Origin of the sequence: Chryseobacterium sp. HMWF035 (genome assembly GCF_003094695.1) — a bacterium.
GTDB classification, from domain to species: Bacteria; Bacteroidota; Bacteroidia; order Flavobacteriales; family Weeksellaceae; genus Chryseobacterium; species Chryseobacterium gambrini.
The window spans coordinates 1-23,868 of record NZ_QEHP01000027.1; the positions used below are offsets into that span (position 1 = coordinate 1).

General features: G+C 35.6%; 17 protein-coding genes. 10 read left to right on the plus strand and 7 right to left on the minus strand.

Annotated features, from left to right (window positions below; genetic code table 11):
• Positions 1–185 precede the first annotated feature (185 nt).
• The 3 genes from DD829_RS04920 to DD829_RS04930 all read right to left on the minus strand — a co-directional run bounded on the left by DD829_RS04920 (position 186) and on the right by DD829_RS04930 (position 4,877).
• Complete coding sequence (locus DD829_RS04920; RefSeq protein ID WP_116547574.1) at positions 186–2,378, minus strand: B12-binding domain-containing radical SAM protein; 2,193 nt, start codon at positions 2,376–2,378, stop codon at positions 186–188.
• 115 nt (positions 2,379–2,493) lie between these two features.
• Positions 2,494–3,768: an aminotransferase class I/II-fold pyridoxal phosphate-dependent enzyme gene (locus DD829_RS04925; protein ID WP_108410934.1), complete on the minus strand. Its 1,275-nt coding sequence runs from the start codon at positions 3,766–3,768 to the stop codon at positions 2,494–2,496.
• A 71-nt stretch (positions 3,769–3,839) separates the two neighbouring features.
• On the minus strand, positions 3,840–4,877 hold the full coding sequence (locus DD829_RS04930) for a PLP-dependent cysteine synthase family protein (RefSeq protein WP_087710250.1): 1,038 nt from the start codon (positions 4,875–4,877) through the stop codon (positions 3,840–3,842).
• Between the two features lie 222 nt (positions 4,878–5,099).
• Between DD829_RS04930 and DD829_RS04935 the strand changes: the two genes are divergently transcribed.
• The 10 genes from DD829_RS04935 to DD829_RS04980 all read left to right on the plus strand — a co-directional run bounded on the left by DD829_RS04935 (position 5,100) and on the right by DD829_RS04980 (position 19,526).
• Positions 5,100–8,585: a DUF2723 domain-containing protein gene (locus DD829_RS04935; protein WP_108411676.1), complete on the plus strand. Its 3,486-nt coding sequence runs from the start codon at positions 5,100–5,102 to the stop codon at positions 8,583–8,585.
• Positions 8,586–8,678: 93 nt separating this feature from the next.
• Complete coding sequence (locus DD829_RS04940) at positions 8,679–10,166, plus strand: hypothetical protein (protein ID WP_116547575.1); 1,488 nt, start codon at positions 8,679–8,681, stop codon at positions 10,164–10,166.
• Between the two features lie 69 nt (positions 10,167–10,235).
• On the plus strand, positions 10,236–10,763 hold the full coding sequence (locus DD829_RS04945; protein WP_116547576.1) for a DUF1697 domain-containing protein: 528 nt from the start codon (positions 10,236–10,238) through the stop codon (positions 10,761–10,763).
• Positions 10,763–11,623: a hypothetical protein gene (locus DD829_RS04950; RefSeq protein WP_116547577.1), complete on the plus strand. Its 861-nt coding sequence runs from the start codon at positions 10,763–10,765 to the stop codon at positions 11,621–11,623. Before DD829_RS04945 ends, DD829_RS04950 begins: the two co-directional genes overlap by 1 nt.
• A 24-nt stretch (positions 11,624–11,647) precedes the next feature.
• Positions 11,648–11,989: a hypothetical protein gene (locus DD829_RS04955; RefSeq protein ID WP_108410119.1), complete on the plus strand. Its 342-nt coding sequence runs from the start codon at positions 11,648–11,650 to the stop codon at positions 11,987–11,989.
• 111 nt (positions 11,990–12,100) lie between these two features.
• Entirely contained in the window at positions 12,101–12,910 is an 810-nt protein-coding gene (kdsA, locus tag DD829_RS04960) for a 3-deoxy-8-phosphooctulonate synthase (RefSeq protein ID WP_108410118.1), read from the plus strand.
• Positions 12,911–13,145: 235 nt separating this feature from the next.
• The gene (locus DD829_RS04965) at positions 13,146–15,392 is read left to right on the plus strand and encodes a TonB-dependent receptor plug domain-containing protein (RefSeq protein WP_108410117.1); all 2,247 of its coding nucleotides are present in this window, start codon (positions 13,146–13,148) and stop codon (positions 15,390–15,392) included.
• Between the two features lie 107 nt (positions 15,393–15,499).
• Positions 15,500–15,877, plus strand: a complete 378-nt coding sequence (locus DD829_RS04970; protein ID WP_108410116.1) for an HYC_CC_PP family protein — start codon at positions 15,500–15,502, stop codon at positions 15,875–15,877.
• 109 nt (positions 15,878–15,986) lie between these two features.
• Positions 15,987–16,460: a DUF3347 domain-containing protein gene (locus DD829_RS04975; protein ID WP_116547578.1), complete on the plus strand. Its 474-nt coding sequence runs from the start codon at positions 15,987–15,989 to the stop codon at positions 16,458–16,460.
• Between the two features lie 276 nt (positions 16,461–16,736).
• On the plus strand, positions 16,737–19,526 hold the full coding sequence (locus DD829_RS04980; RefSeq protein WP_228408130.1) for a multicopper oxidase domain-containing protein: 2,790 nt from the start codon (positions 16,737–16,739) through the stop codon (positions 19,524–19,526).
• A gap of 324 nt (positions 19,527–19,850) precedes the next feature.
• Here DD829_RS04980 and DD829_RS04985 read toward each other — a convergent pair whose 3' ends face one another.
• The 4 genes from DD829_RS04985 to DD829_RS05000 are packed head-to-tail and all read right to left on the minus strand — an operon-like array spanning position 19,851 to position 23,608.
• Positions 19,851–20,969 (minus strand): FAD-dependent monooxygenase, encoded by a 1,119-nt coding sequence (locus tag DD829_RS04985; protein ID WP_116547579.1) that lies wholly within the window; start codon positions 20,967–20,969, stop codon positions 19,851–19,853.
• On the minus strand, positions 20,969–21,577 hold the full coding sequence (locus tag DD829_RS04990; protein ID WP_116547580.1) for a hypothetical protein: 609 nt from the start codon (positions 21,575–21,577) through the stop codon (positions 20,969–20,971). The genes DD829_RS04985 and DD829_RS04990 overlap by 1 nt, the downstream gene beginning before the upstream one ends.
• A 13-nt stretch (positions 21,578–21,590) precedes the next feature.
• The gene (locus tag DD829_RS04995) at positions 21,591–22,385 is read right to left on the minus strand and encodes an alpha-ketoglutarate-dependent dioxygenase AlkB (RefSeq protein WP_108409743.1); all 795 of its coding nucleotides are present in this window, start codon (positions 22,383–22,385) and stop codon (positions 21,591–21,593) included.
• A complete protein-coding gene (locus tag DD829_RS05000) occupies positions 22,385–23,608 on the minus strand; it encodes a hypothetical protein (protein ID WP_108409742.1) in 1,224 nt (407 codons plus the stop codon). The genes DD829_RS04995 and DD829_RS05000 overlap by 1 nt, the downstream gene beginning before the upstream one ends.
• Positions 23,609–23,868 lie beyond the last annotated feature (260 nt).

The window sequence follows — 23,868 nt, forward strand, 5'->3', positions numbered from 1 at the left end:
AAAAAGTTTTATGAAACACGTTTCATAAAACTTCCTCCAAACAGCCTAACAATGAGTTTTTGATAGGATTCTACCAACTATTTTTCAGTATTATGCCTAAAAAAGCTTCAGATATTTTGAAGCTTTTTCTATTTCATTTTTCTGGTTAGAACTTGTAAATAATTTAAGCCTGAGATTTTTTTAATCTACAAACTCAAAATCACTCCATTCTCTTTCAACTGCTGCATCGGTTTAGAAAACCAGAATAATTCAAAATCTTCAAAATTTTCTTCGAATTGAGTTTTCAATTGTTGCAAAGTTGGCTTTTTTAAATTTTCAATTGGATAGTCACTAAACATTTTCATGAGCCATTCTGCGTGTTCCTGCTCTAAATCTACACTTACAACATTGGTTTTTAAGTGCGCCGTAATTTTTGTATACGTATAAATATATTTCTTTTTATTTTTTACGCGATTCTCAGCGATTACGTTTTTTGCTAAAAATAGAACTTTAGAATTTCCTTTAAAAACAAAATCATCATCTTCCAGAAGACAGTCATGAATATAATCCGGATGAACGGTTGTTCTCGGAATTTTAAAATCAAACCATTCCTGAAGAGGAAGTTCGAAATTGATTCCGTGCATATAATTGAACAGAGATTTTTTCAAACCAAAGCTGAACTTACCATGATCGATTCCGGTTTTATCAGTAAAATCAACATCGTTGTTCGCAAATAGAATTTCCTGCTTAATCGGAGTAACGCCAAATTCTTCAGGATGTAAACCCACCGGTGAATGAGCCGTCATGGCGAACTGATGCCAGAATCCACTCTGTAAAATTCCCATCTCGAAAAGCTGACGAACCATTTCCAGAGAATCCACGGTTTCCTGAATAGTCTGGGTAGGGTAGCCATACATTAAATAAGCATGGATCATGATTCCGGCTTCTGTAAAATTTCTTGTCACTTTAGCAACTTGTTCCACAGAAATTCCTTTATCAATCAATTTCAGCAGGCGGTCACTTGCAACTTCCAATCCACCTGAAACCGCTACACAACCTGAAAGTTTCAAAAGAAAACACAGATCTTTGGTGAAACTTTTTTCAAAACGAATATTCGTCCACCACGTTACGACCAAATTTCTTCTTAAGATTTCTAAAGCAACTTCACGCATCAATGCAGGAGGAGCCGCTTCATCTACAAAATGAAATCCTGTTTCTCCAGTTGTCCGGATCAACTCTTCCATTCTGTCAACCAGAATTTTAGCTGAAATCGGTTCGTAAATTTTAATATAATCTAAAGAAATATCGCAAAAAGTACACTTTCCCCAATAACAGCCATGTGCCATTGTGAGCTTATTCCATCTTCCGTCACTCCACAAACTGTGCATCGGATTGGCAATTTCAATTACAGAAATATATTGATCCAATTGTAGATCAGAATAATCGGGAGTTCCTATATCGGCTTGCTTATAATCGTGTCTTGTGGAATTATTTTTATAGGCAACTTCTCCGTTTTCAAGTAAAAAAGTTCTTTTGACTTCGACAGGCTCAGTCACCTTCGAAATTATATTTTGATAAAGTAATTCAATTGGAAGCTCTCCATCATCCAAAGTAATAAAATCAAAAAACTCAAAAACTCTTTTATCTTTTAATTCTCTTAATTCAGTATTTGGAAATCCGCCGCCCATTGCAGTTTTAATGTGCGGATAATTTTCTTTAATATATTTCGCGCAACGAAAAGCAGAATATAAATTTCCCGGAAAAGGAATGGAAAAACAAATCAGTTTTGGCTGAACAAGCTCTAATTTTTCCTGAAGAATCTTTAAAGTAAAATCATCTATAAAAGTAGGTTCTACGCAAATTTTAGAATAAAGTTCATCAAAAGAATTGGCACTTTTTCCTAATCTTTCCGCATAACGGCTGAATCCAAAATCAGGATCAATATTTTCAATAATATAATCCGAAAGATCTTCTAAATATAGAGTCGCCAAATGTTTGGCTTTATCCTGAAGTCCCATATTTCCGAAAGCAAATTCCATATCATCAAGCTGATTGAATCTGGAAGCTTCCGGAAGAAAGTTCATCGAACAGATTTGTCTTGCCAACGTTGGGGTTTTACCCTGCAGAAAAGCAATAACCTGATCGATCGTTTTGAGATACTCTTCTTTTAAAACGTAAATTCTCTGAGCGTTTTCTGAAATGGTATGAAGATCAATTTCCTGATTAAAAATCTTCTGAAGTCCGTCTTTCGAAAATAATTCCAAAATGACCTCAATTCCCAAATCTGTCTGAAAGCTGGAAATATTTTTGGTATTCAGAAAACCTTTAATATAAGCTGTTGCAGGATAAGGCGTGTTGAGCTGTGTGAAAGGCGGAGTAATGAGAAGTAGATCTTTCAAGAGAAAATTTTTGCAAAGTTATTTTAAATATTCAGATTTTGAAAATTTATGACAGGTTTTAAAACAAAAACCACTGATCGAATGTCAGTGGTTCTTAAATTTATTTTTATTCAGATTAAATTTCTTTGAAACTTAAACCTTGTTCTGCCAACAGTTTTTGTTCCTGCTCTTTGTAATAGCCACTTACCAGTTTATCGTGAATGGCTTCAAACGCAGCAAGAGTTTCATTAATTTCAGCATCGGTGTGAGAAGCTGTAGGAATTAATCTTAATAAAATCATTCCTTTCGGAATTACAGGATATACCACTACCGAAGTAAAGATTCCGTAGATTTCTCTCAAATCTTTCACCAAAAGCGTTGCTTCCACCGGAGTTCCCTGCATCATCACCGGAGTTACACAAGTATTTGTATCTCCAATGTTAAAGCCTCTTTCCTTAAGACCATTCTGTAATTTATGCGTATTTTCCCAAAGTTTTGCTTTAATTTCCGGTCTTGTTCTCAACAGTTCCAGTCTTTTTAAACCTCCGATTACCATTGGCATCGTTAAAGACTTAGCAAAAATCTGAGATCTTAAATTGAATTTCAGATATCTGATAATTTCTCTATCACCCGCGATGAATGCTCCAAAACCTGCCATAGATTTGGCAAAAGTAGAGAAGTAAACATCAATCTGATCCTGACAACCCTGTTCTTCACCGGCTCCGGCTCCTGTTTTTCCAAGAGTTCCGAATCCGTGTGCATCATCAACTAAAAGTCTGAATTTGTATTTTGATTTTAATTCACAGATTTCTTTTAATTTACCCTGCTGTCCTCTCATTCCGAAAACACCTTCGGTAATCACTAAAATTCCTCCTCCGGTTTCTTCTGCTACTTTGGTTGCTCTTTCAAGGTTTTTTTCAAGGCTTGCAATATCGTTGTGTCTGTACGTAAATCTTTTTCCTGCGTGAAGTCTTACACCGTCTACGATACATGCGTGAGAATCAACATCATAAACAATTACATCATTTCTTCCTACCAAAGCATCAATGGTAGAAACCATTCCCTGATAACCGAAATTTAATAAATATGCAGATTCTTTCTGAACAAAATCAGCCAGTTCTCTTTCTAACTGCAAATGCTGCTCAGTTTCTCCCGACATTGCTCTTGCCCCCATCGGATAAAACATTCCGAATTCTGCAGCTGCTTTTGCATCAGCCTCCAGAACTTCAGGATGATTACACATTCCTAAATAATCATTAGCACTCCAGAAAATAACTTCTCTTCCCTGAAACTGCATTCTCGGTCCGATAGGTCCTTCTAATCTGGGGAAAATGAAATACCCTTCACCATAATCTGCAAATTGTCCAAGAGGTCCTGGATTTTCTTTTATTCTGTCAAAAATATCCAACATTTTATTAATATTTTAAGTAAAAAAGCCTTTTGTAATCACAAAAAGGCTTGATTTGTATAAATTTTTCGTCCTTATTTAATGAATTCAGTTTTAAAAACTTCATCGTAGTTGTGCACACAGTTGTTTACAAACCCCTGTTCAGCCATCCATTTATCACTGTATACTTTAGTAATATATCTTGAACCGTGATCAGGATAAATCAACACAATCAGGTCATTTTCAGAAAATTCATGAGATTGCGCATATTGCATTAAAGCCTGTGTAACGGCTCCTGTTGTATAACCTCCCATGATTGCCTCTTTTAAAGCGATTTCACGGGTTCTGTAAGCAGACATTTCGTCATTTACTCTTACAAATTCATCTACTTTATCAAAAAGAAGGGCAGAAGGGATTAAATTTTTTCCCATTCCTTCAATCTGATAAGGATGAACATCTTCTTTGTGGATTTCTCCGGTTTCGTGGTAGCTTTTCAGGATAGATCCGTCTGCATCCACACCAATGATTTTAATATCCGGATTTTTCTCTTTTAAAAATTTTGCTGAACCTGATAGAGTTCCTCCGGTTCCTGTACACGCAAACAGGTGAGTTACTTTTCCCTGAGTCTGTTCCCAGATTTCAGGACCTGTGGTCTGATAATGCGCATCAATATTCAACTCGTTGAAATATTGATTGATATAAACGGAATTTGGAGTTTCTGAAGCAATTCTTTTGGCTACTTCATAATAAGATCTCGGATCATCTGCGGGAACATTCGCGGGACATATATAAACAGTAGCTCCTAAAGCCTTTAAGTAGGCTATTTTTTCAGGCTTGGTCTTGTCACTTACCGCAAGAATACATTTATATCCCTTGATGATACAAACCATGGCAATAGAGAATCCTGTATTTCCTGAAGTAGTTTCTACCACTACGGAATCTTCTTTTAATAAACCTTTTTTCTCAGCGTTTTCTATAATATGAAGTGCGATTCTATCTTTTGTGGAATGTCCAGGATTATATGATTCTAACTTGGCATAAACGGTTGCAGGAATATCTTTCGTCACAGTGTTAAGCTTCACCATAGGAGTATTTCCTATTAGGCCAAGTATATTATCGTAAACATTACTCATTATTTGTTATTTTTCAATAAAAATCTGACGGCAAAAATACAAAAAAATAAATTTATTTCTAAACTTTTGTTTGATTTCTAACCTCTAAAATAGATAAAAAATTGTTTTCTGTTACTATCTAAAGATGAAACTTTTCAAAAAGCGAGCCAAAATCTTTAAATTTTGTTAAAAACCGTCTAAAATCATATAAAAGCCTTATTTTCGCGTAATTGATTTAATACTATGAAAAATTGGACTTTTAAGCAATGGAACACCGTTCTCGGATGGGTAGTTTTCGTCATTGCATTTTTCACGTACTTGTCCACCATAGAACCGAATTTCAGTTTTTGGGATTGTGGCGAGTATATTTCCTCGGCGGTAAAACTTGAAGTAACGCACGCTCCGGGAGCTGCTTTATTCCAGATTGTGGGTGCTGTGGCAGCCATTTTTGCTTTAGGGAAGGGCGAAAATTATTCTATCGTGATCAACGCGATGTCTGCATTGTTTAGTGCGTTTACGATCTTGTTTTTGTTCTGGACAATTACCCATTTCGTAAGAAGACTTTTAAACAAAGATTTTGATGACATTACAAAACATCAGGAAATTTCTATTCTTTTTGCAGGAGTTGTAGGAGCGTTATGCTTCACCTTTTCAGATACCTTCTGGTTCTCTGCGGTAGAAGGGGAAGTTTACTCAATGGCATCTATGTTTATCGCACTTTTGGTCTGGTTAATCACCAAATGGGAGAATGAATATCAGGCGAAGGACAGCGAGAGATGGATTATTTTAATCTTCTTCATTTTAGGACTTTCAGTAGGGGTTCACATGATGTGTATGTTGGCAATTCCTGCGATCTGTCTTGTGTACTACGCGAGAAACTACACTTTTACCTGGAAGAATTTTCTTTGGGCAAATGTGATTACGCTGGTAATTTTAGCAATCGTTTTTAAAGGGATTTTCCCATTAATCATGACGATGTTCGGGAAACTTGAGATTTTCTTCGTGAACGGTTTAGGTCTTCCTTTCCATTCCGGAACTATTGCTGCTTTTGTTTTAATGGTTGTCATCTGTTACTTCCTGATCTCTTATGCAGGAAAGATGAAGAAAAATGTTTATCAGACAATTGCATTATCCATTGTTTTCATGATGATCGGTTTTTCATGCTGGATGGTAATTCCTATCAGAGCAAATGCAAATCCTCCAATGAACCTTAATGATCCGGACAATGCCATCGGAATGCTGGATTATTATAACAGAGAACAATACGGCGACTGGCCTACAATTTATGGTCAGAATTATACCGCTTTCTTAGATGCAAACGGAATTGAGAAAAAAGAAGACGGAAGTTTTAATACTACGAAAACGGGAGAAATCTACGAAAAAGACGAGAAAACAGGAACTTACAGAAAAACAGGAGACCGATTCAATTATGTTTTCAATAAAGCACACGTAGGCTTTATGCCGAGAATGTTCAATGAGGACAAAGATGTAATGGCTAACTACATTTCAATGTACGGTGCGCCGGATTTCACCTTTAATTACAGTAATGAAGACGTCGCAGACAGCCCTGAAGCAAAGCAGATTTTCGACGAATTAAGAAAGAAATATGAAGACGGATCTATTACCGCTGCAGATTATTTAAAAGTAAAACCTTATAACTTAATCAATGTTCAGAAGCCTTCTCTGGCTCAGAATATGGATTATTTCATCACGTTCCAGAACGGATATTATTTTGTAAGATATCTGATGTGGAATTACGTAGGTCGCCAGAATGATCTTGAAGGTAACATGGAAAGCACAAGAGGAAACTGGATCTCAGGAATTTCTTTTATTGATGATGCTTTATGGGGAAATCAGGAAAAAATGCCTGCAAAATTCAAAAATGAAAGTACTGTAAAATTCTTCTTTTTACCTTTAATTTTAGGATTAATCGGATTCTTTTTCCAGCTTAACAGAGATTTCGGAAGATTCTATGCAATGCTTTCAATCTTTGTATTGATGAGTGTGGGAATCGTTTTCTATACCGGAGTAAAACCTTTCGAACCGAGAGAAAGAGATTATGCAATGGTAGGATCATTTTATGTTTTTGCCATCTGGATCGGATTGGGAGCAGGAGCAATTCTTTGGTTCTTACAGTCTAAAATAAAATCCAATGCAGCAAACATTGTTGCAGGAGTGGTTCTTCTTGGAGTTCCTTTCATGATGGGCTTCCAGAACTATAATGTACACAACAGACACGACAGATATACTTCTTATGATTACGGATATTCTGTATTGAAATCATTGCCTAAAAACGACATTGTTTTCGTTTACGGAGATAACGATACGTATCCGGTTTGGGCAATTCAGGAGACTGAAAACTTCAGAGACGATGTAAAAGTAGTTAACTTTACTTTAGCTTCCACACCTTGGAATATCGATCAGATTAAGAGAAGAACGTACAATGCGGCTCCGGTTCCGGGAGTTTTAACGCATGACGATTACAGAGATGGTGTAAACGACCAGATCTACATGATGAAGAAAGATGACTGGGAAGGACTTTTCTCTATGCTAAAACAACAGGGAGCTCCTCCAACAGAATTTGCGGAATTCAGAAAATATCTTACTCAGGATTCTATGACGATGAAAGAAGCGATCAGCTTCCTGAAATATACTTCTCCCGCGAAAAACGAACTTCTTAAAATGTATTTCGGGGAAGAAAAATTTGAAAAGTATAATATTTTACCGGTAAATAAATTCATTTTACCTGTAAATAAAGAAAATGCAGTAAAAGCAGGAATTATTAAAGCAGCAGATCTTCCGGAAACAGTCAATCAGATCATGATTACTTACAAAGGAAATACGTTGTATAAAAACAATTTGATCTTACTTGATGTTTTAGCGCATTTCGACTGGAAAAGACCAATTAACTTCTCTTCAGGAGGAATCTACGACAGCGAAAATATTTTCTATCTGGATGAATATCTTCAGTTTGACGGGTTCAGCTACAGGCTGATTCCTATTCATACGCCGCAAACGCCGGATGGAGAAATGGGAAGAGTAGATGCTAATTCTCTTTATAATGTGGTTAAAAATTTCAAATGGGGTAACTTCAAGAATTTAAATACACACTTTGACGAAACAGCTACTTCCAACATCATGAGCTACAGAGCTTCCGCAAGCAGAGCTGCAGCAGCTTTGGCAACGATGGGACAAAAAGGAAAAGCACTGGAATTATTAGATTTAGCTTCCAAAGAAATTCCTGCAGAAAAATACAACGATCCTCGTTCTTTAAGTTCAATGGTTTATGGATATATTGTTGCAGGACAGGAGAAAAAAGGACTGCAGCTTGCTGAAGTTCTGAAAAAAGGAATTTTTGAAGAATATGATTATTATATGAGTCTGAGCAAATCTGATCAGAGTTATCTGAAAAGACAGATCAGAACAAAACCAATGGAATATTCTTTAGTAATTTCTGCTGTTACGGATGCTTACTCAACGATTGGAAAGAAAGATAAAGCGTATGATTATCTGATAAAATCCATCGAGCCGATTGATAAGAAATTCAACACTTTTGTAGAAAATCTTAAAGAAATGGGCAAAGAGAAAGCGATGCAGGAATCTGAGCAGGTACAGAAGATCACTCCTTTCTACCAGTATCTTTTCGATGTAATGGAACCTTTTGATTCCACTTACTCCAAAGAAAAAGAGGCACAGATCACCAATTCGATTATTAAAGCAACGCAATAATAACAAAACTTAAAACGGAACTTCGGTTCCGTTTTTTTTATATATTGGGATTCAGAAATTTTAAGATTATATTTGCGATATCAAAGAAGCACAATGGTAGAGACGAGAAATAACAAAATCCCGGTGTATGCTGTAATTTTTACAGTTGTTTTTAAACTTTTATTTTTACTTACAAATTATATTCAGGAAGATGCTTTCATTACGTGGAGAGTTGCACAAAACCTTCTGGATTACGGAGTAATAGGATTCAATGGCGATACGAAGATATCTGCTTCTACAACGCATCTGTATGTTTTTGTTTCGTATCTGTTTAATTTGGTTTTAGGAAAAGATAATTTTATAGAACCGATTCTTGTTTTTAATTCAATTCTTTTTACCATCGGAAGTTTATTGCTTTCGCATCTGGTTTTAAAAAATGTGTGGCATAAAGCCATTTTTATCTTTTTGATCGGAATTTTACCTCCGGCAATCAAAATTTCCATCCTCGGAATGGAGTACGGAATTCTTTTCTTTCTGGAAATGGCATTGCTGTATTATGGCTTTCATAAAGGTAAAAAATGGGCTTTCATTGTTTTACCGATCCTTATTTTGTTCACAAGAATTGATACAATTATATTTTTAGGAATTGTATTTTTAATCGACCTTTTGTGGAATAAAAAAATAAGATGGAGCTATATTTTAGGCGGTATTTTAGGAATTTCAGTGGTCTTGGCTTTCAACTGGTTCTACTTTGGAGAGTTGGTTAACAATACCATTATTGCTAAAAAACTGGCATACGATAAAAACTTTACATTCCAGCAAAATGCAGAATATTTCTGGCTGAACTTCGGAAACTTCTGGGGAATGCTGAAACTTCCCGGAGACTTTAATCCACTGACTGTTTTACTGCTGATTTTCGAATTGCTATGCTTCATTTATTTGGTAAGACAAAGAGACAGAAGAAATGTATTTTTGTGGATGATCTTTATTTTCGGATGGGTGAAACAGCTTATTTTTCTTTCCCAAAAAAGTCTTTTCGACTGGTATTACTGGGTTCCGCAGATTTTACTTTTCGTTCCGGTTGTAATTTTTATTTTGGAGCAAAAAGTAAAAAGAAATCTTTGGCTGTCCTTATTAATCGTCATTTATATCATTCCAATGCTGGCTTTCCAGACGGTACATTCAATTGCTACCGGAAACGGAGAATGGAATTACAGAAGAACGATCGGAACATTTTTAAATCAATATGAAAAAGACAAAAACCAATGGATTTTCCTTGAACCTGCCGGTTATGTTCCTTATTTTTCAGGATTAAAGGCGATTGATGAAGTTGGATTGGTAGATAAAAAAGTACAGGAAGAAATTAAAAAAGACAAGCTGAATTTCTGGATCAATACCGTGAAAAACAGAAAGCCTAAATATCTTCTTTCCTACGATGATCTTTTTAAATCTAAAAATGCTGAGTATCTGAAAATTCATTATAAACTGATCAAAGAATTCCGTGTAAAAGACCATCTGAAAAGCGACAATAAAATTTTGGAGAAAATCTATATTTTGAAACCTTCCGGAACGGATTATAATTTATACGAAAGAATTGATTAATTTGGCTGGAAGCTGAAAGTTTAATGCATAACCATTAAAACACAATAACCCTAAAACTCTCAAAATCAAATGAAATACTGTGCATTTCTCCGTGGCGTCAACGTAAAAGGAACCAATATGAAAATGGCGGAAGTCTGTCAGGTTTTCAATAATGCAGGAATGAATGACGTTATTTCAATTTTAGCATCAGGAAATATTGTTTTTTCCTCCGATAAAAAAGCCGATGAATTAAAGACAATCCTCGAAAAGGCAATGTCAGAACATTTTTCTTACGAAGCTTATCTGTTCATCAAATCTCAGGAAGAAACAGAACAGTTTTGGAACGGAAATCCCTTTGAGAAAAATGATGATTTTCACACGTATACTTTTATAGGTAATAACGGTGTCGAAAATAGTTTAATCAAGGAATTCGAAAACGCTTCAAAAACAGAAAATGAAACCGCTAAAATCGTCAATAACATCTTTTATTGGCAGGTTACGAAAGGAAACACTTTAGATTCTGCTTTTGGAAAAATTTTAGGCAAAAAAAGCATGAAAGATCAGTTTACAAGCAGAAATATTAATACTTTTGAGAAAATAATAAAGAAAATGCAATAATGAAAAATTTATTTTTAACAATCCTTTTGGCTGTTGGAACTTCGCTGTTTTCTCAGACAGTTGAAGATTTAAAATTTGTTACCACTGTTCCGGAAGCAGAAAATCATTGGGTAGTTCTTCAGAAAGATCCAAAGAACAGTTTTTATAATGTGGGATTTATTTACTTTGACGAAAAGGCAGGCTACTCATTAAGAAGTGCCGGAACACTGGAAGAAGAACAGGGCAAACTGAAATACAAAGAAGATCCCAATTCTAAAACTGCAATGTATACAACAAGGATTGGAAATTTAGAATATAAATCTTCAATTATTTCTCCGGAATTATTGAAAAATTTTAATCTTCCGGAACAGCCAGAATGGTTAAAATTTTATAACACATCAGCTTCTGAAAATGATAAAATATTAAACAGAGCGAGTGTGATGAACGGAGCAGGAGCTGTGAAATGGGCATTACCAAAACTGGAGAAGCTTTATCAAAATAACTTTAAGACGGGGAAGCTTTATTTTGAACTCGCTTTTGCTTACAATGCATTAGGTGATTTCCCCAATGCTGAAAAAATTTGCATGGAAGCAATGAAAAACAAGTTTTCCGATGATCTTATTAATAAAGAATATGTCTTTGCTTTGCTTCAGCAAAAAAAAGTTTCTGAAGCAGATTTGTTTTTAGCCAAAAAAATCGATACATATAAAGATAAATCATACAAATACGAAGCGGTTATGAATATGATCGCTATTACTGCACAGACTAAAAATATTGATGTAGCCAATAAATGGCTGGAAATTTTGAAAAATTTTAATGATCCTAAAAATGCTGAAAATATTAAAAAATTGGAAGAATTAATTGCAAAAAATAACTCATAAAGAATATTATTTCGAATCCGCTCAATGTCGCTCATCTATTTCTTAGTTATTGTCTTTGCTTTAGCCAATTTCTTTTATTTCGTCTATCCTGAAAGCTCAAAAATCGGAAAGAGATTTTTGATAAGTTTAGGTATTGTCATTACAATTTCAGTCATCATTTCTTTGTTTGAAGGAAAAAGTTTTATTATTGAAGGCATTGTGACTATTACCGGATATTATTCATTTCTTTTTATTGTTCACTGGATCATTATCAAAATTCTTAGGAAAAATAATTACTGGATCTATCATCTTTTATTTTTACCGATGGCAACTTTTGTAACCATATTTTTTACAGCCTTAATGCAGGATATTTTTAGATATTCCTAAAACAATTTGTAACGATAAATCTTTTGTCGAAGCGTAGCAAAACCCTCCAAATAATTTCGGATTTCCGAACTTTCTCCCTATTTTTACTGAACTTTTTAATCAAAAAATAAAATGATTCAGTATTTAGATAATATCCACCACAAAGATTCCAGAAACTTTTTCCTAATTGCCGGTCCCTGCATCATCGAAGGCGAAGACATGGCACTGAAAATTGCAGAAAAAGTGGTGGAATTAACCAATAAATATAATATTCCCTACATTTTTAAAGGAAGCTTTAAAAAAGCCAACCGAAGCAGAGTAGACTCTTTTACCACGATCGGAGAAGAAAAATCTCTGGAAATCCTTAAAAAAGTAGGAGAGACTTTTAATATTCCTACAACAACAGATATTCACGAAAACGAGCACGCAGCTTTGGCGGCGCAATATGTAGATGTGTTGCAGATTCCTGCGTTTTTGGTTCGCCAGACAGACCTTTTGGTTGCCGCCGCACAAACAGGAAAATGTGTCACCTTAAAAAAAGGACAGTTTCTCTCTCCGGAATCCATGAAATTTGCCGTTGAAAAAATTACAGACTCAAACAATCAGAAAGTGGCGATCATTGAAAGAGGAAATACCTTTGGTTACACAGATTTGGTGGTAGATTACAGAGGAATTCCAACAATGAGAAACTATGCACCTGTCATTCTGGATGTTACGCATTCCCTGCAACAGCCGAATCAAAGTTCAGGAGTTACAGGAGGAAGACCGGATCTTATCGAGACCATCGCAAAAGCAGGAATCGCAGTCGGCGCAGACGGAATTTTCATCGAAACGCATCCCACTCCCGAAACCGCTTTGTCCGACGGAGCCAATATGTTGAGACTGGATCTTCTGGAAGATTTACTGCAAAAACTAACCAGAGTTCGGGAAGCAATTTTATAATTAAATTCTGTTAAAACTTTTATTTTTTATTTGAAGCTCTTTCCCGCTTTCCATTACAATCTTTTTTTGCAAAAAAGGATTTTCATTACAATCGGGGCTAGGATTTCAGTCTGTATTTCAAGGACAGAAACAGATACAAATCTTCAAAAAACTTCAGATAAGAAATGTTAAATAAAGTTTAAATAAGTTAAAATAAAATTTATATATTCACGTTTGAAATTTTAAAGCATTTCTTTTGAAAAAACTAGTTTTACCATTGAGCCTTATGGTTCCTGCATTAGTATTCTCTCAGGTAAAGAAGAAGAAGGATACAATGAAGACCGCAACTATTGAAGAAGTAGTTTTCCAGAAAAAAGTAACAGGAAAAACCAATGATATCACCGCCGTAAAAATTTCGGCAAAAGATGCTCAGAATGTGGCGAGTATTTCCGGTGGGATCGAAGGAATCCTTAAGACTTTACCTTCCGTAAACTCCAATACGGAGCTTTCTTCACAATATATGGTTCGTGGCGGAAACTATGACGAAAACCTGATCTATATTAATGATATCGAAATTTACAGACCATTCCTCATCAGAAATTCTCAGCAGGAAGGGTTAAGCATCATCAATCCCGATATGGTTTCCACCGTTAATTTCTCAGCCGGAGGTTTCGAGCCGAGATACGGCGATAAAATGTCGTCTGCTTTAAATATCTATTACCGTGAACCTGAAAAATTTGAAGTTTCCGGAGAAGGAAGTTTAATCGGAGGAAGATTATCCACCGGTTTTGCTGTCGGAAAAGACAAAGAAGGAAACAGGAAATTTACCGCTTTATTTTCCGGAAGATACAGAAATACAAACCTTGTTCTTAATACGCTGAAAGAAGATACAGACTTCAATCCGAAATACATGGATTTTCAGACGTATCTGAATTATCATTTCAGCCCGAAATTCACAGCTTCATTCATCGGATATTACTCCAAGAATGATTATGAAATGATCCCGAAAGCAAGAAGTGTAGACTTCGGATCTTTACAGCAGCCGATTAATTTAACGGTAAATTATGGTGGCCGTGAAGACGATAAGTATAAAAATATGATGGGAACATTCTCCCTGAATTATAAGCCATCCGATAAATGGAGATTTACTTTAGACGCTTTTGCCTATCAAAACCGGGAAAGAGAATATTACACCATCGCTTCGGCTTACGTTTTACAGACTTTTGATCCGATCACGGGAGAACCCGTTACTTCATACGATACAGGCGGACAAATAGAGCATGCAAGAAATGATTTATTTGTAAAAACATACGGAACACAGTTCAGAACCCGATTTTCGCCTAATGTAAATACAGATATTGAAGTCGGCTTTAAATATGAGAAAGAAAACCTGAAAGATCTTACCAACGAATGGAAACTGGTAGATTCTGCAGGATACAGTACCCCGATTTCTGCGCTTTTAGATCCCAGAAATCCGCCGGATTTAAAATTATATTACAGCATTGCAGGGAAAAATGATATTCAGCCGACAAGAATGTCTGCTTACGCGCAGTATTCTCAGAAATTTTTCTGGGGAAGCAATAAAGTATTTGTAAACGCGGGAGCAAGAGTATCGCACTGGAGTTTCAATAACGAAACCATTTTCTCTCCGAGAGCACAGTTTGCGATCAAACCGGATTGGGATACCGATATGTTGTTCAGGCTTTCCGGAGGTATTTATTATCAGGCTCCTTTTTACAAAGAAATCAAAGATTTAGACGGAAATTTTAATTCAAATATAAAATCCCAGAGATCTATTCAGGCAATTCTGGCGAATGATTACGAATTCCAGATGTACGACAGACCGTTTAAACTGACCACGGAATTGTACTACAAGAAAATGAACGACCTGATTCCGTATTTCATGGACAACGTGAGAATCCGCTATTCCGGAAAAAATAATGCTTCGGGTTACGCATACGGAATTGATACCAGATTGTTCGGAGAATTTGTTCCCGGAGTGGATTCATGGTTATCGGCAAGTTATGCCCGAGTGTATGAAAATATTGATGGGAGAGGAGACATTCCGAGACCAACCGATCAAAGGTTAAGATTTGCGATGTTCTATCAGGATTATATGCCGAGATTCCCGAAAATGCGTGTCAATCTTACGTTAACCTATGCGATGGGATTGCCTACAGGATCGCCTATCGTATTGGATGAAAACAGAAAAATAGATTATCTCGCAGGATATTCTTACCAAAAAACATTGCCATCTTATAAAAGGGTAGATTTAGGACTTTCGTATGCCTTCATCGATCCGAAAGAAAAAAATCAGGCATATGGTTTTTGGGGAAATTTTGATGAACTAACTTTGGGCGTTCAGGTTTTCAATGCCTTTAACATCAGAAATACCGTTTCCAATCAATGGATTACCGATGCGAATACCAATTTGATGTATCCGGTTCCGGTACGTTTAACGGGACGTTTCTTCAATGTGAAACTTGAATTTAGAATAAAATAAATACAGACTCCTGAAAATTTTCGGGAGTTTTTTTATTTCCTGAATTTTATAACATCTTTACAGAATTTTATAACGAAGATTGTCTTCATATTTTTAATTTTGTCTCAATGAAAAAGATTCTTGCCATCCTGTTCTCTGTTTTCTACTTCGGTTTTTCTTCCGGAGCGGTTTTCAGTGTTCATTATTGCATGAATGAATTGGCTTCCATCAGTCAGAAAGTGGATGATGTTTGCAGCAAATGTGGCGTAAAAACCAAGAAAGACTGTTGCAAAACCGAGATCAAAGTAGTAAAAGTTGATGATTCCCAAAAGTCAGATTTTCTTAAAATTGATTTTTTAAAACAAATCTATGACGTTCACAAAAACGCTTTTTTCTTCGTAGATCATTCTTTTTCAGCTACAAAATTTACTCAGATTCAGATCAATGCGCCGCCGGAAAAACGCTCCGTTCCGATCTTTATCAGTCATTGTAATTTTAGAATTTAAAATCCGTCAGTCGTTTGATCTTTTGATCATTACGAACGACACGGCTTGTCGCTTTACGCGATCAATTTACCAACTTTTTCTTTAAAAATTAATTCTAAAATTTAAAACAATGAAAAAATATATCATTACAGCAATATTCTCATTATTCTCAATTATTTCAATTTCAGCGCAATCTAAAAAAGACGCACAGGTTACCAAACTATACCAAAATTATATTGCTATAAAATCTGCTCTGGCTTCAGACGATGCGGATAAAACATCAAAAGCAGCTACGGAATTCATTAAAACAGCATCTACAATTGATTACAAACAGGTTTCGGAAGGAAATTTAAATATTCTAAGAAAAGATGCTACTGCAATTTCTGAAGCAAGAAACATCAGTACACAAAGAGAAACATTTATGAATCTTTCCGATAATATGATTGCTCTGGCAAAGGAATTCAAAGTTTCTGAAAATCCGGTTTATGTTCAGTATTGTCCGATGGCAGACGGAAGCTGGTTAAGTGACGAATCTAAAATCGTAAATCCTTACTACGGAAAATCTATGCTTTCCTGCGGAAATGTAAAGACAACAATTAAATAATATTCTTATTTTATTATAATATAACAAGTTGTATAGCTTAAATTAAAATTTACTTTAATAGATTGATTTGGAGGGTATTCCAAAACTTTGAGATCTTAGTTAAGTGAAACGCCTTTGTGAACTTAAAAATATTCTCAATAATTTCAACAAAATCTTTGCGAGCCTTTAGTTAAAAATTAAGTGATTTTAGATTTTTCGACTCCACTTCGTTTCACTCAAAATGAAAGCTTTTAAAATTTAATTCAGGCTATACAACTTCAAAAACTTTGAAATATTATGAAAAAAATAATAATATTTCTGCTGTTTTTATTCTCTGTTTTCAGTTTTTCACAGGTTACAAAAACCTATTTCACTTGTCCGATGCATCCTGAAATCGTTTCTTCAAAACCGGGAGACTGCCCGAAATGCGGAATGATCTTAAGGAAAAAAGTAGTTGCTGTAAAACCTAAGACTATTTCAAAGCCGGAAGCAGAACCGATGCAGAAAACAGGAATAAAATCAAAAGAAATCAAGAATAAGGATAATACTAAGATTGAGAAAAAGAACAATTCTAAAAAGGCAGACAAAGCTTATAAATCAAATGTTTCTAAGCATGTTTTAAATACATCTGAGACTAAAGTTTTAACACAGTCAAAATCTCATTCTAAATCTCAATCTCAACCTCAAAAATATACCTGTCCGATGCATCCGGAAATCATTTCAGACAAACCCGGAAAATGTCCGAAATGCGGAATGGATCTAATAGAAATTGAAAATCATTCACCGCATCAATCTGATCCGGAACCTAAACCTGACAATTCTGTTTTAAAAAGAAATTCGGAAAACGGCAGAGTAAGTTTTGGAGGAAAAACGATTCGTTATGATTTGTATGTTAAAGATACGATCGTAAATTTTACAGGAAAAAACCGCAGAGCGATTGCTGTCAACGGAAAATTACAGGCTCCGACCTTATATTTCACGGAAGGCGATACTGCCGAAATTTATCTTCACAATATGCTCAAAGAAAACACAGGATTTCACTGGCACGGCGTAATTTTACCGAATGAACATGACGGAGTTCCGTATTTAACAACAAAACCTGTAAAGCCGGGAGAAACACATTTGTATAAATTTAAGGTTTCCCAGAACGGAACATATTGGTATCATTCTCATGAAAGTTTGCAGGAACAGATCGGGATGAACGGAATTTTGGTGTTTCAAAAAAGAGAAGGAGAACCAAAAGTAAATTACACTCAGGAAATCCCTGTTTTGCTCGGTGATTGGAGTGATGAAAATCCGATGCAGATTGCAAGAAGACTTCATATGGCGAATACAGATTGGTATGCCATTAAGAAAAATTCAGTGCAAAGTTACTGGGAAGCCATAAAATCCGGAAACTTCGGGACAAAAGCGCTGAATGAATGGAAAAGGATGGAAGCCATGGATGTAAGTGATGTTTTCTACGATAAATTTCTCATCAACGGACAGCCAAGCTCTGCTTATTCCAATTTAAAAGCTGGAGATAAAATACGGTTAAGAGTTGCAAATGGAGGTTCATCCACTTATTTCTGGCTGAATTTCGGAGGCGGAAAAATAAAAGTAGTAGGAAATGACGGAAACGATGTGGTTCCTGTGGAAGTCGACCGATTGATTGTGGGAGTCTCTGAAACGTACGATATTGAAGTCTCCATTCCGGAAAATAAAAGTTTCGAATTTCGGGCGACTTCGGAGGACAGAATTGGTCACGCTTCGCTTTGGCTAGGTTCAGGGGAAAAAATTGAAGCTCCAAATTTACCACGGTTAAAGCTTTTCGAAGGCATGAAAATGATGAACGGAATGATGGAAATGAGCGGAAATATGAAGCCGATGAACATGACGATGGGCAATCAGATGATGGATATGAACGAAGTGATGTACCCCGAACTTTCTGAAAGTCAACGAAAAATGACCATGAAGCACATGAATGAGATGATGGGCATCAAAACCCAAGAGGAAAACGAAGAGCATTCCGGTCATTCGATGGAAATGAAGGAAGAAAAATCAATTAAAAGGTTGTCTTATAATCTGTTAAAATCTCCTGAGAAAACCATTCTTCCGACAGAAAATGTCCGCGAACTGAAATTTACTCTGGAAGGAAATATGAATCATTATCTCTGGACTTTAGATAATAAAACGGTGACGGAAACCGATAAAATTTTAGTGAAAAAAGGAGAAATTCTGAGGATTACAATGTATAACAATTCGATGATGCGCCATCCGATGCATCTTCACGGACATGATTTCAGATTAATCAACTCAAAAGGTGAATATTCTCCGCTGAAAAATGTGGTAGACATCATGCCGATGGAAACCAATACGATTGAATTTGCTGCCAATCAGGATGGCGACTGGTTTTTCCACTGCCATATTCTGTATCATATGATGGCGGGAATGGGAAGGATTTTCAGCTATGAAAATTCTAAACCGAATCCACAACTACCCGACAAAAAACTGGCTTGGAAAAATTTTCTGAAAGATAACAGGATGATGAGCTCAATGGCAATGCTTGATCTTAACAGCAATAAAATACATGCTGAATCCATGACGATGTTCGGACCGAGATGGGCTAACTTAAATGAATTTCACTCAAACTGGGATTTTGATCATTTTGACGGAAATTTTAAAGTCGGCAGATTTTTAGGGAAATTCCAGTGGGCAATTCCTTACGCGGGTTTCAGAATTCAGAAAAATCATGAAATTATGGAACGAAAAATGGCAGAAGAAATGGGAATGGATTTTCAGGGTAAAAAAACGTGGTTCGGACAGCAGAAAGCTTCCAAAACTCAGGGTGCATTTACGGTCGGGATGCAGTATCTTTTGCCGATGCTCATTACAGCGGACGCAAGTGTAGACCAGAACGGAAAGGTTTTACTGGAGTTCAGCAGGGAAGATATTCCGCTTTCAAGAAGGCTTCGCGGAAATTTTATGGTCAATTCCGATGGCGAATTCAGTACAGGTTTGCGCTATATTTTACAGAAATGGCTGTCTGTTTCCGGGAATTATGATAATGAAATGGGATGGGGAGCCGGAATTACCCTTACTTATTAAAGCTTTGATTACAAAATAGAATATTTAATCCTTCAAGATTTTTAAATTTTGGAGGATTTTATTTCCGACAGACTGAATGAAATTTATCTGAAAGTTTGCTGCACTTTGATTTAACCACAAAAGGTACAAAAGATTTTGATGCGTTTTTAAAGTTAAAAAGTAAAAGAATAAAAGAACGCAACAGTTTTAAAAAATCTCTGATTTTTATACTTTTGAGCACTTTGATTATTCTGAAAATTTGCTTTATAATTATCTCTTGTGCCTTTTGCTGTTACATTCGAAAATAATTAAATTATAAAAATATCCGTGAAAAATGTCTGGGAACTACATTTCCAGTCGAATAGTCTTTTCAACTAATTTTTGATTAAAGCTTTCAGGAACCAGTCTGAACATGAAATTCCTTACAAAAGTTCCTCTTTCCCATTGTGAAACCTGCCCGATTTTCCAGCTTGTATTGACTACATAATCTACTTTTTTTCTTCTGAGCTTCTGAAAATTTTCAAAAACTTCATTGAAATTCTGATGGTTTTCCAACAGCTTTCCGATAATATAACCGTCTTCAATCGACTGACAGGCTCCCTGTCCGAGATTCGGCGTTGTTGCGTGTGCTGCATCACCGATCAGACAAAGATGATTCGTGTGCCATTTCGGAATAGGAGCGAGGTCGATAATTTCGTTAAAAATGATATTTTCCTGAAATGTTTTTTCCATAATTTCAAGAATCAGAGGATGAAAACCGTAAAAATTTTCAGCTAATTGATTTTCAGTCTGATGAATGTTTTTATTGATAACAGCGTACCAGTATATTTTTCGGTCGGTCATTCTTACAAAACCAAAACGTTTTCCTTTTCCCCAAGCTTCAATGGCTTCATGGTGGAAATTTTCAGGAAGATCAAATTCTGCCAATCCGCGCCAACACAATTGCTGTGTATTTCTGATGGTTCCGGTTCCGAAAATCTGCTTTCTTACTTTTGAATGAATTCCGTCTGCTCCAAAAACGATTTTGCTTTCAGTTTCAGTTCCGTTTTCAAAATGTAGAATATAATTTTCTTTCTTTTGAATTTTGTTCAGCACATGATTCAGTTGAATAGTTTCATAGCCGATATTTTCCGCCAAAATCTTTTGCAGATCGGCTCTGTGAATGGCAACGTTGCAGGAATTGTACTTTTTTTCCAATTCCAGAACATTTGTTTTGGAAATAAGTTTCAGCTTTTCGTTCGTAATCGAAATGCCGTGAATTTTGTTTCCTGCCTGTTCAATTTTTTCTTTTAAGCCTAACTTATCGAAAATCTGCATCGCGTTGATTGCCATCATAATTCCGGAACCGACAGGTTTTATTTCCGCTGCCGATTCATACAGGGTAAAATCAATGTTTTGTTGTTTCAGGATATTTCCTAATGTTAAACCGCCGATTCCGCCTCCGATGATGGATATTTCATTCATTATTTTAGATTTTTCAATTTGCTCAGCAGTTGATTCTGTTTACTGATAAAATTCTCCAAACTGTCTGTTTTTAAAGGGTGTGCATTCTGATATTTTTCAATTTCAGGAAGGGTTTTTCTGATTTTGAAAATTGTATACGTATCGTGAATTCTTTCACGGTTTTTTGTAATTTCTTCAATCAGATCTTTTATTTTCTTCACTTTAAGATTATATTGCTGTTCACTTCTCTTAATTTCTGCTTCAATTGCTTTTCGTGATATTGAATCGCTTACAGATTTAGCCAAAGATTCCGCATTGCTGTAATAGGTTTCAGATTTGCTAATGACGTCATCATATTCAAGAGTCGCATCGTCTGTTTTGCTGTCGATCATACTTACTTTTTCGTCAAGAGCCTGAAGATTTTTATCGTTTTTAAGCAATTCATCATAAATCTGATGAACCATATCATCTTCACGGGAAGAGAGTTTTGTTCCTTTTGTTATGGAGCCTGAAGCGGAAGATTCCGCATTGTCCACTGCATTTTCAACCAAAGGTTTATTTTCGGATCTGTTTTCATTGCAGGAAAACAGGGCTAAAAGCAGGGTAGAAGTAAAAAATAATTTTTTCATGTTGTGTATATATTTAATTTTTGATTTTAGGAATTAAAAGATCTGCCGGACTTATCGTGAAAAACAGATATGGATAGACAAAATCCAGAGAACGGTTTTCTTCTCCTCTCAGCCGGAAAAAATCTTTTTCCTTTTCTTCATCGGCTAAAATAAATAATTCTCCGGTTGAAAAATGCGGTTGGTTGTCTTTAAATCTGATAAAAGTTTTGGAAGTTCTGAACGTCATTCCCAACCATCTGTTATCCGTAAAACCTTTAGAATTAGGATTGGAATTCAGAACAATTTTATGCTGAAACTTTTTGTTCGTTTCTACAGAAAATAGTACAACAGAATGATGATCCAGTATAATTTCAGATTCTTCTTCCGTGATTTTGTCTTTTATAACCAGCTTTCTGAGCTGATTTTCTTTCAACTGATCTGGATTTTCATAGCATGAAAACAAAGCAATAAATGAATGATCTTCCAGATCCAAAGCCTGATCGGAATGAAATCCCATTTTCGAGTACGAATAATCATACACTTCAATCAATGCATTGTTGAAATGCTGTTCAGGCACATCTGTTATTTCGGCTGAAATTGTTTGGTTAATTTGTTCAACAACGGAATGATGAACCTCAGAAAAGAGATTCGCCGAAATCTGATATCTTGTCGTTGTCCTTACAACAGCAAAAGTTCCGTCTTCTTCTTTCACGAGATGATTTCCGAGTCTGCCTTTTCCTGTTGCTTCAAAATCCGCAGAATTCAAGAGATTTTCAAAAGTATTTTGCTTTTCAGGAAGCCGTATTTTATAAAATCCGGAGCTGCTCATTACAGGATTGGTTTTTCATAATCGCCCAGATTCATGCTGAAATGGGTTGTTTTATAGTTCACCTTATTCTCCGTCATGTTCTCTTCGTAATAAGAATTGCGAAGTTCCGCCTGCATTTCAGGAGTCATGCTTTCCAATTTAACATAACTATCGTTTTCTTTGATGTAGGTCTGATTGTCTCTGTACATCGCCTCAAGATTCGAACAACGAACCACATATCCCATTCTTATCGGAATCTGATCGACTCCCAAAACAGAAGGGCGGATTTCATGGGCATATAATCTGTTGGTAGACAGCGGAATAATAAACGCAGAATCCGGATATAAAGTAACGGTAAATTCTTTTTCCAGAGATTCGTCTTCAACCGTTTTCTTAAGCCTGAAATGAAGCCTTGTTAATGCGCTCGTTTGCTTATAACACACATCAAATCTATCTGTTTCCGATGGTTTTAAATGTTCGGAATTGGAATGGTCGTAGAAAGTACAGAATGCGATCAGTCCTTCTTTCGGCATATCTTTCGTTTTGTCGGAGTGGGCTTTAATTTTAGCCTTCACTTCCTTTTCAGCATCGGAAGTTTTCTTTTTGTTCTCGTAAATCTGTACCAAAGCGTGATTCAGATCCGTTTCATATTCAAAAGTTTCCTTTGCACATTCGTTAAGAAGAGCAATAATTTTTTGGTCGGTTTCTCTGAAATTATCTGTTGGTCCTGTAAGATTACTCGAACATCTCAACAAATTAAAATGCAGCGTTTCTTCTCCGTTTTCATTGGCTTCATGAGTCACTTTACTCAGATAAATGCCTTTTCTAAGAGCTTTCGCTTCTTTATTGGATTCTGTAAGTTCCTGAAAACGATGTTCTGATTTTACTTTTTCAAAAATATTCTCCTCATGAAAAATTCTTCGGAAATAGACTCCCGCATTGCTTACAATAACCGGAACTTCTCCAATTTGAATAACCTTTGATTTTTCTTCGCTGATATTTTCAAAATTCACCGAAAATTCTTTAATGATATGCAGGAAATGATGGTCTTTCTGAATATTTTCCAAATTTCCGCAGATGTATATTTTTTGATGATCAAGTTCCGGACTAAGCTCATGAACTACGGTTCCGCAGAAATGATCCACGATGTACTGAATTTCTGTGTTGATTTCCTGACTGTTATTTAAAACAACAAGAACATTTTTATCTTTTGATATTTTGTTTTCTTCTGAATGGTTATTCATGTTTCTCAATTGAAAAGTGAAGATAGCTAAAATTTTAAATGTTTTAAAATCTTAAAGCCTTTAAGGAATAAAGACATTCATTTTCACTCAGTTTTTTAAGCTAAATAGGCTTAAAAATAAAATATTCTTGTTGGAAAATGCAAAGACGCAAGTTTTTTATTAATCTCAAATCAAACTGTTTAAACTAATTTCAGAATTAACCACAAAAGGCACAAAATAAAATGTTAAAGCGAATTTAAATACTATTCAAAGAGCTCAAA

Coding starts and splice junctions, on each gene's coding strand:
- DD829_RS04980 (WP_228408130.1), top strand. CDS start 16,737: ATGAAAAAAATAATAATATTTCTGCTGTTTTTATTCTCTGTTTTCAGT.
- DD829_RS04985 (WP_116547579.1), bottom strand. CDS start 20,969: ATGAATGAAATATCCATCATCGGAGGCGGAATCGGCGGTTTAACATTA.
- DD829_RS04950 (WP_116547577.1), top strand. CDS start 10,763: ATGAAAAATTTATTTTTAACAATCCTTTTGGCTGTTGGAACTTCGCTG.
- DD829_RS04975 (WP_116547578.1), top strand. CDS start 15,987: ATGAAAAAATATATCATTACAGCAATATTCTCATTATTCTCAATTATT.
- DD829_RS04990 (WP_116547580.1), bottom strand. CDS start 21,577: ATGAAAAAATTATTTTTTACTTCTACCCTGCTTTTAGCCCTGTTTTCC.
- DD829_RS04945 (WP_116547576.1), top strand. CDS start 10,236: ATGAAATACTGTGCATTTCTCCGTGGCGTCAACGTAAAAGGAACCAAT.
- DD829_RS04970 (WP_108410116.1), top strand. CDS start 15,500: ATGAAAAAGATTCTTGCCATCCTGTTCTCTGTTTTCTACTTCGGTTTT.
- DD829_RS05000 (WP_108409742.1), bottom strand. CDS start 23,608: ATGAATAACCATTCAGAAGAAAACAAAATATCAAAAGATAAAAATGTT.
- DD829_RS04955 (WP_108410119.1), top strand. CDS start 11,648: ATGTCGCTCATCTATTTCTTAGTTATTGTCTTTGCTTTAGCCAATTTC.
- DD829_RS04995 (WP_108409743.1), bottom strand. CDS start 22,385: ATGAGCAGCTCCGGATTTTATAAAATACGGCTTCCTGAAAAGCAAAAT.
- DD829_RS04935 (WP_108411676.1), top strand. CDS start 5,100: ATGAAAAATTGGACTTTTAAGCAATGGAACACCGTTCTCGGATGGGTA.
- DD829_RS04930 (WP_087710250.1), bottom strand. CDS start 4,877: ATGAGTAATGTTTACGATAATATACTTGGCCTAATAGGAAATACTCCT.
- kdsA (WP_108410118.1), top strand. CDS start 12,101: ATGATTCAGTATTTAGATAATATCCACCACAAAGATTCCAGAAACTTT.
- DD829_RS04940 (WP_116547575.1), top strand. CDS start 8,679: ATGGTAGAGACGAGAAATAACAAAATCCCGGTGTATGCTGTAATTTTT.
- DD829_RS04925 (WP_108410934.1), bottom strand. CDS start 3,768: ATGTTGGATATTTTTGACAGAATAAAAGAAAATCCAGGACCTCTTGGA.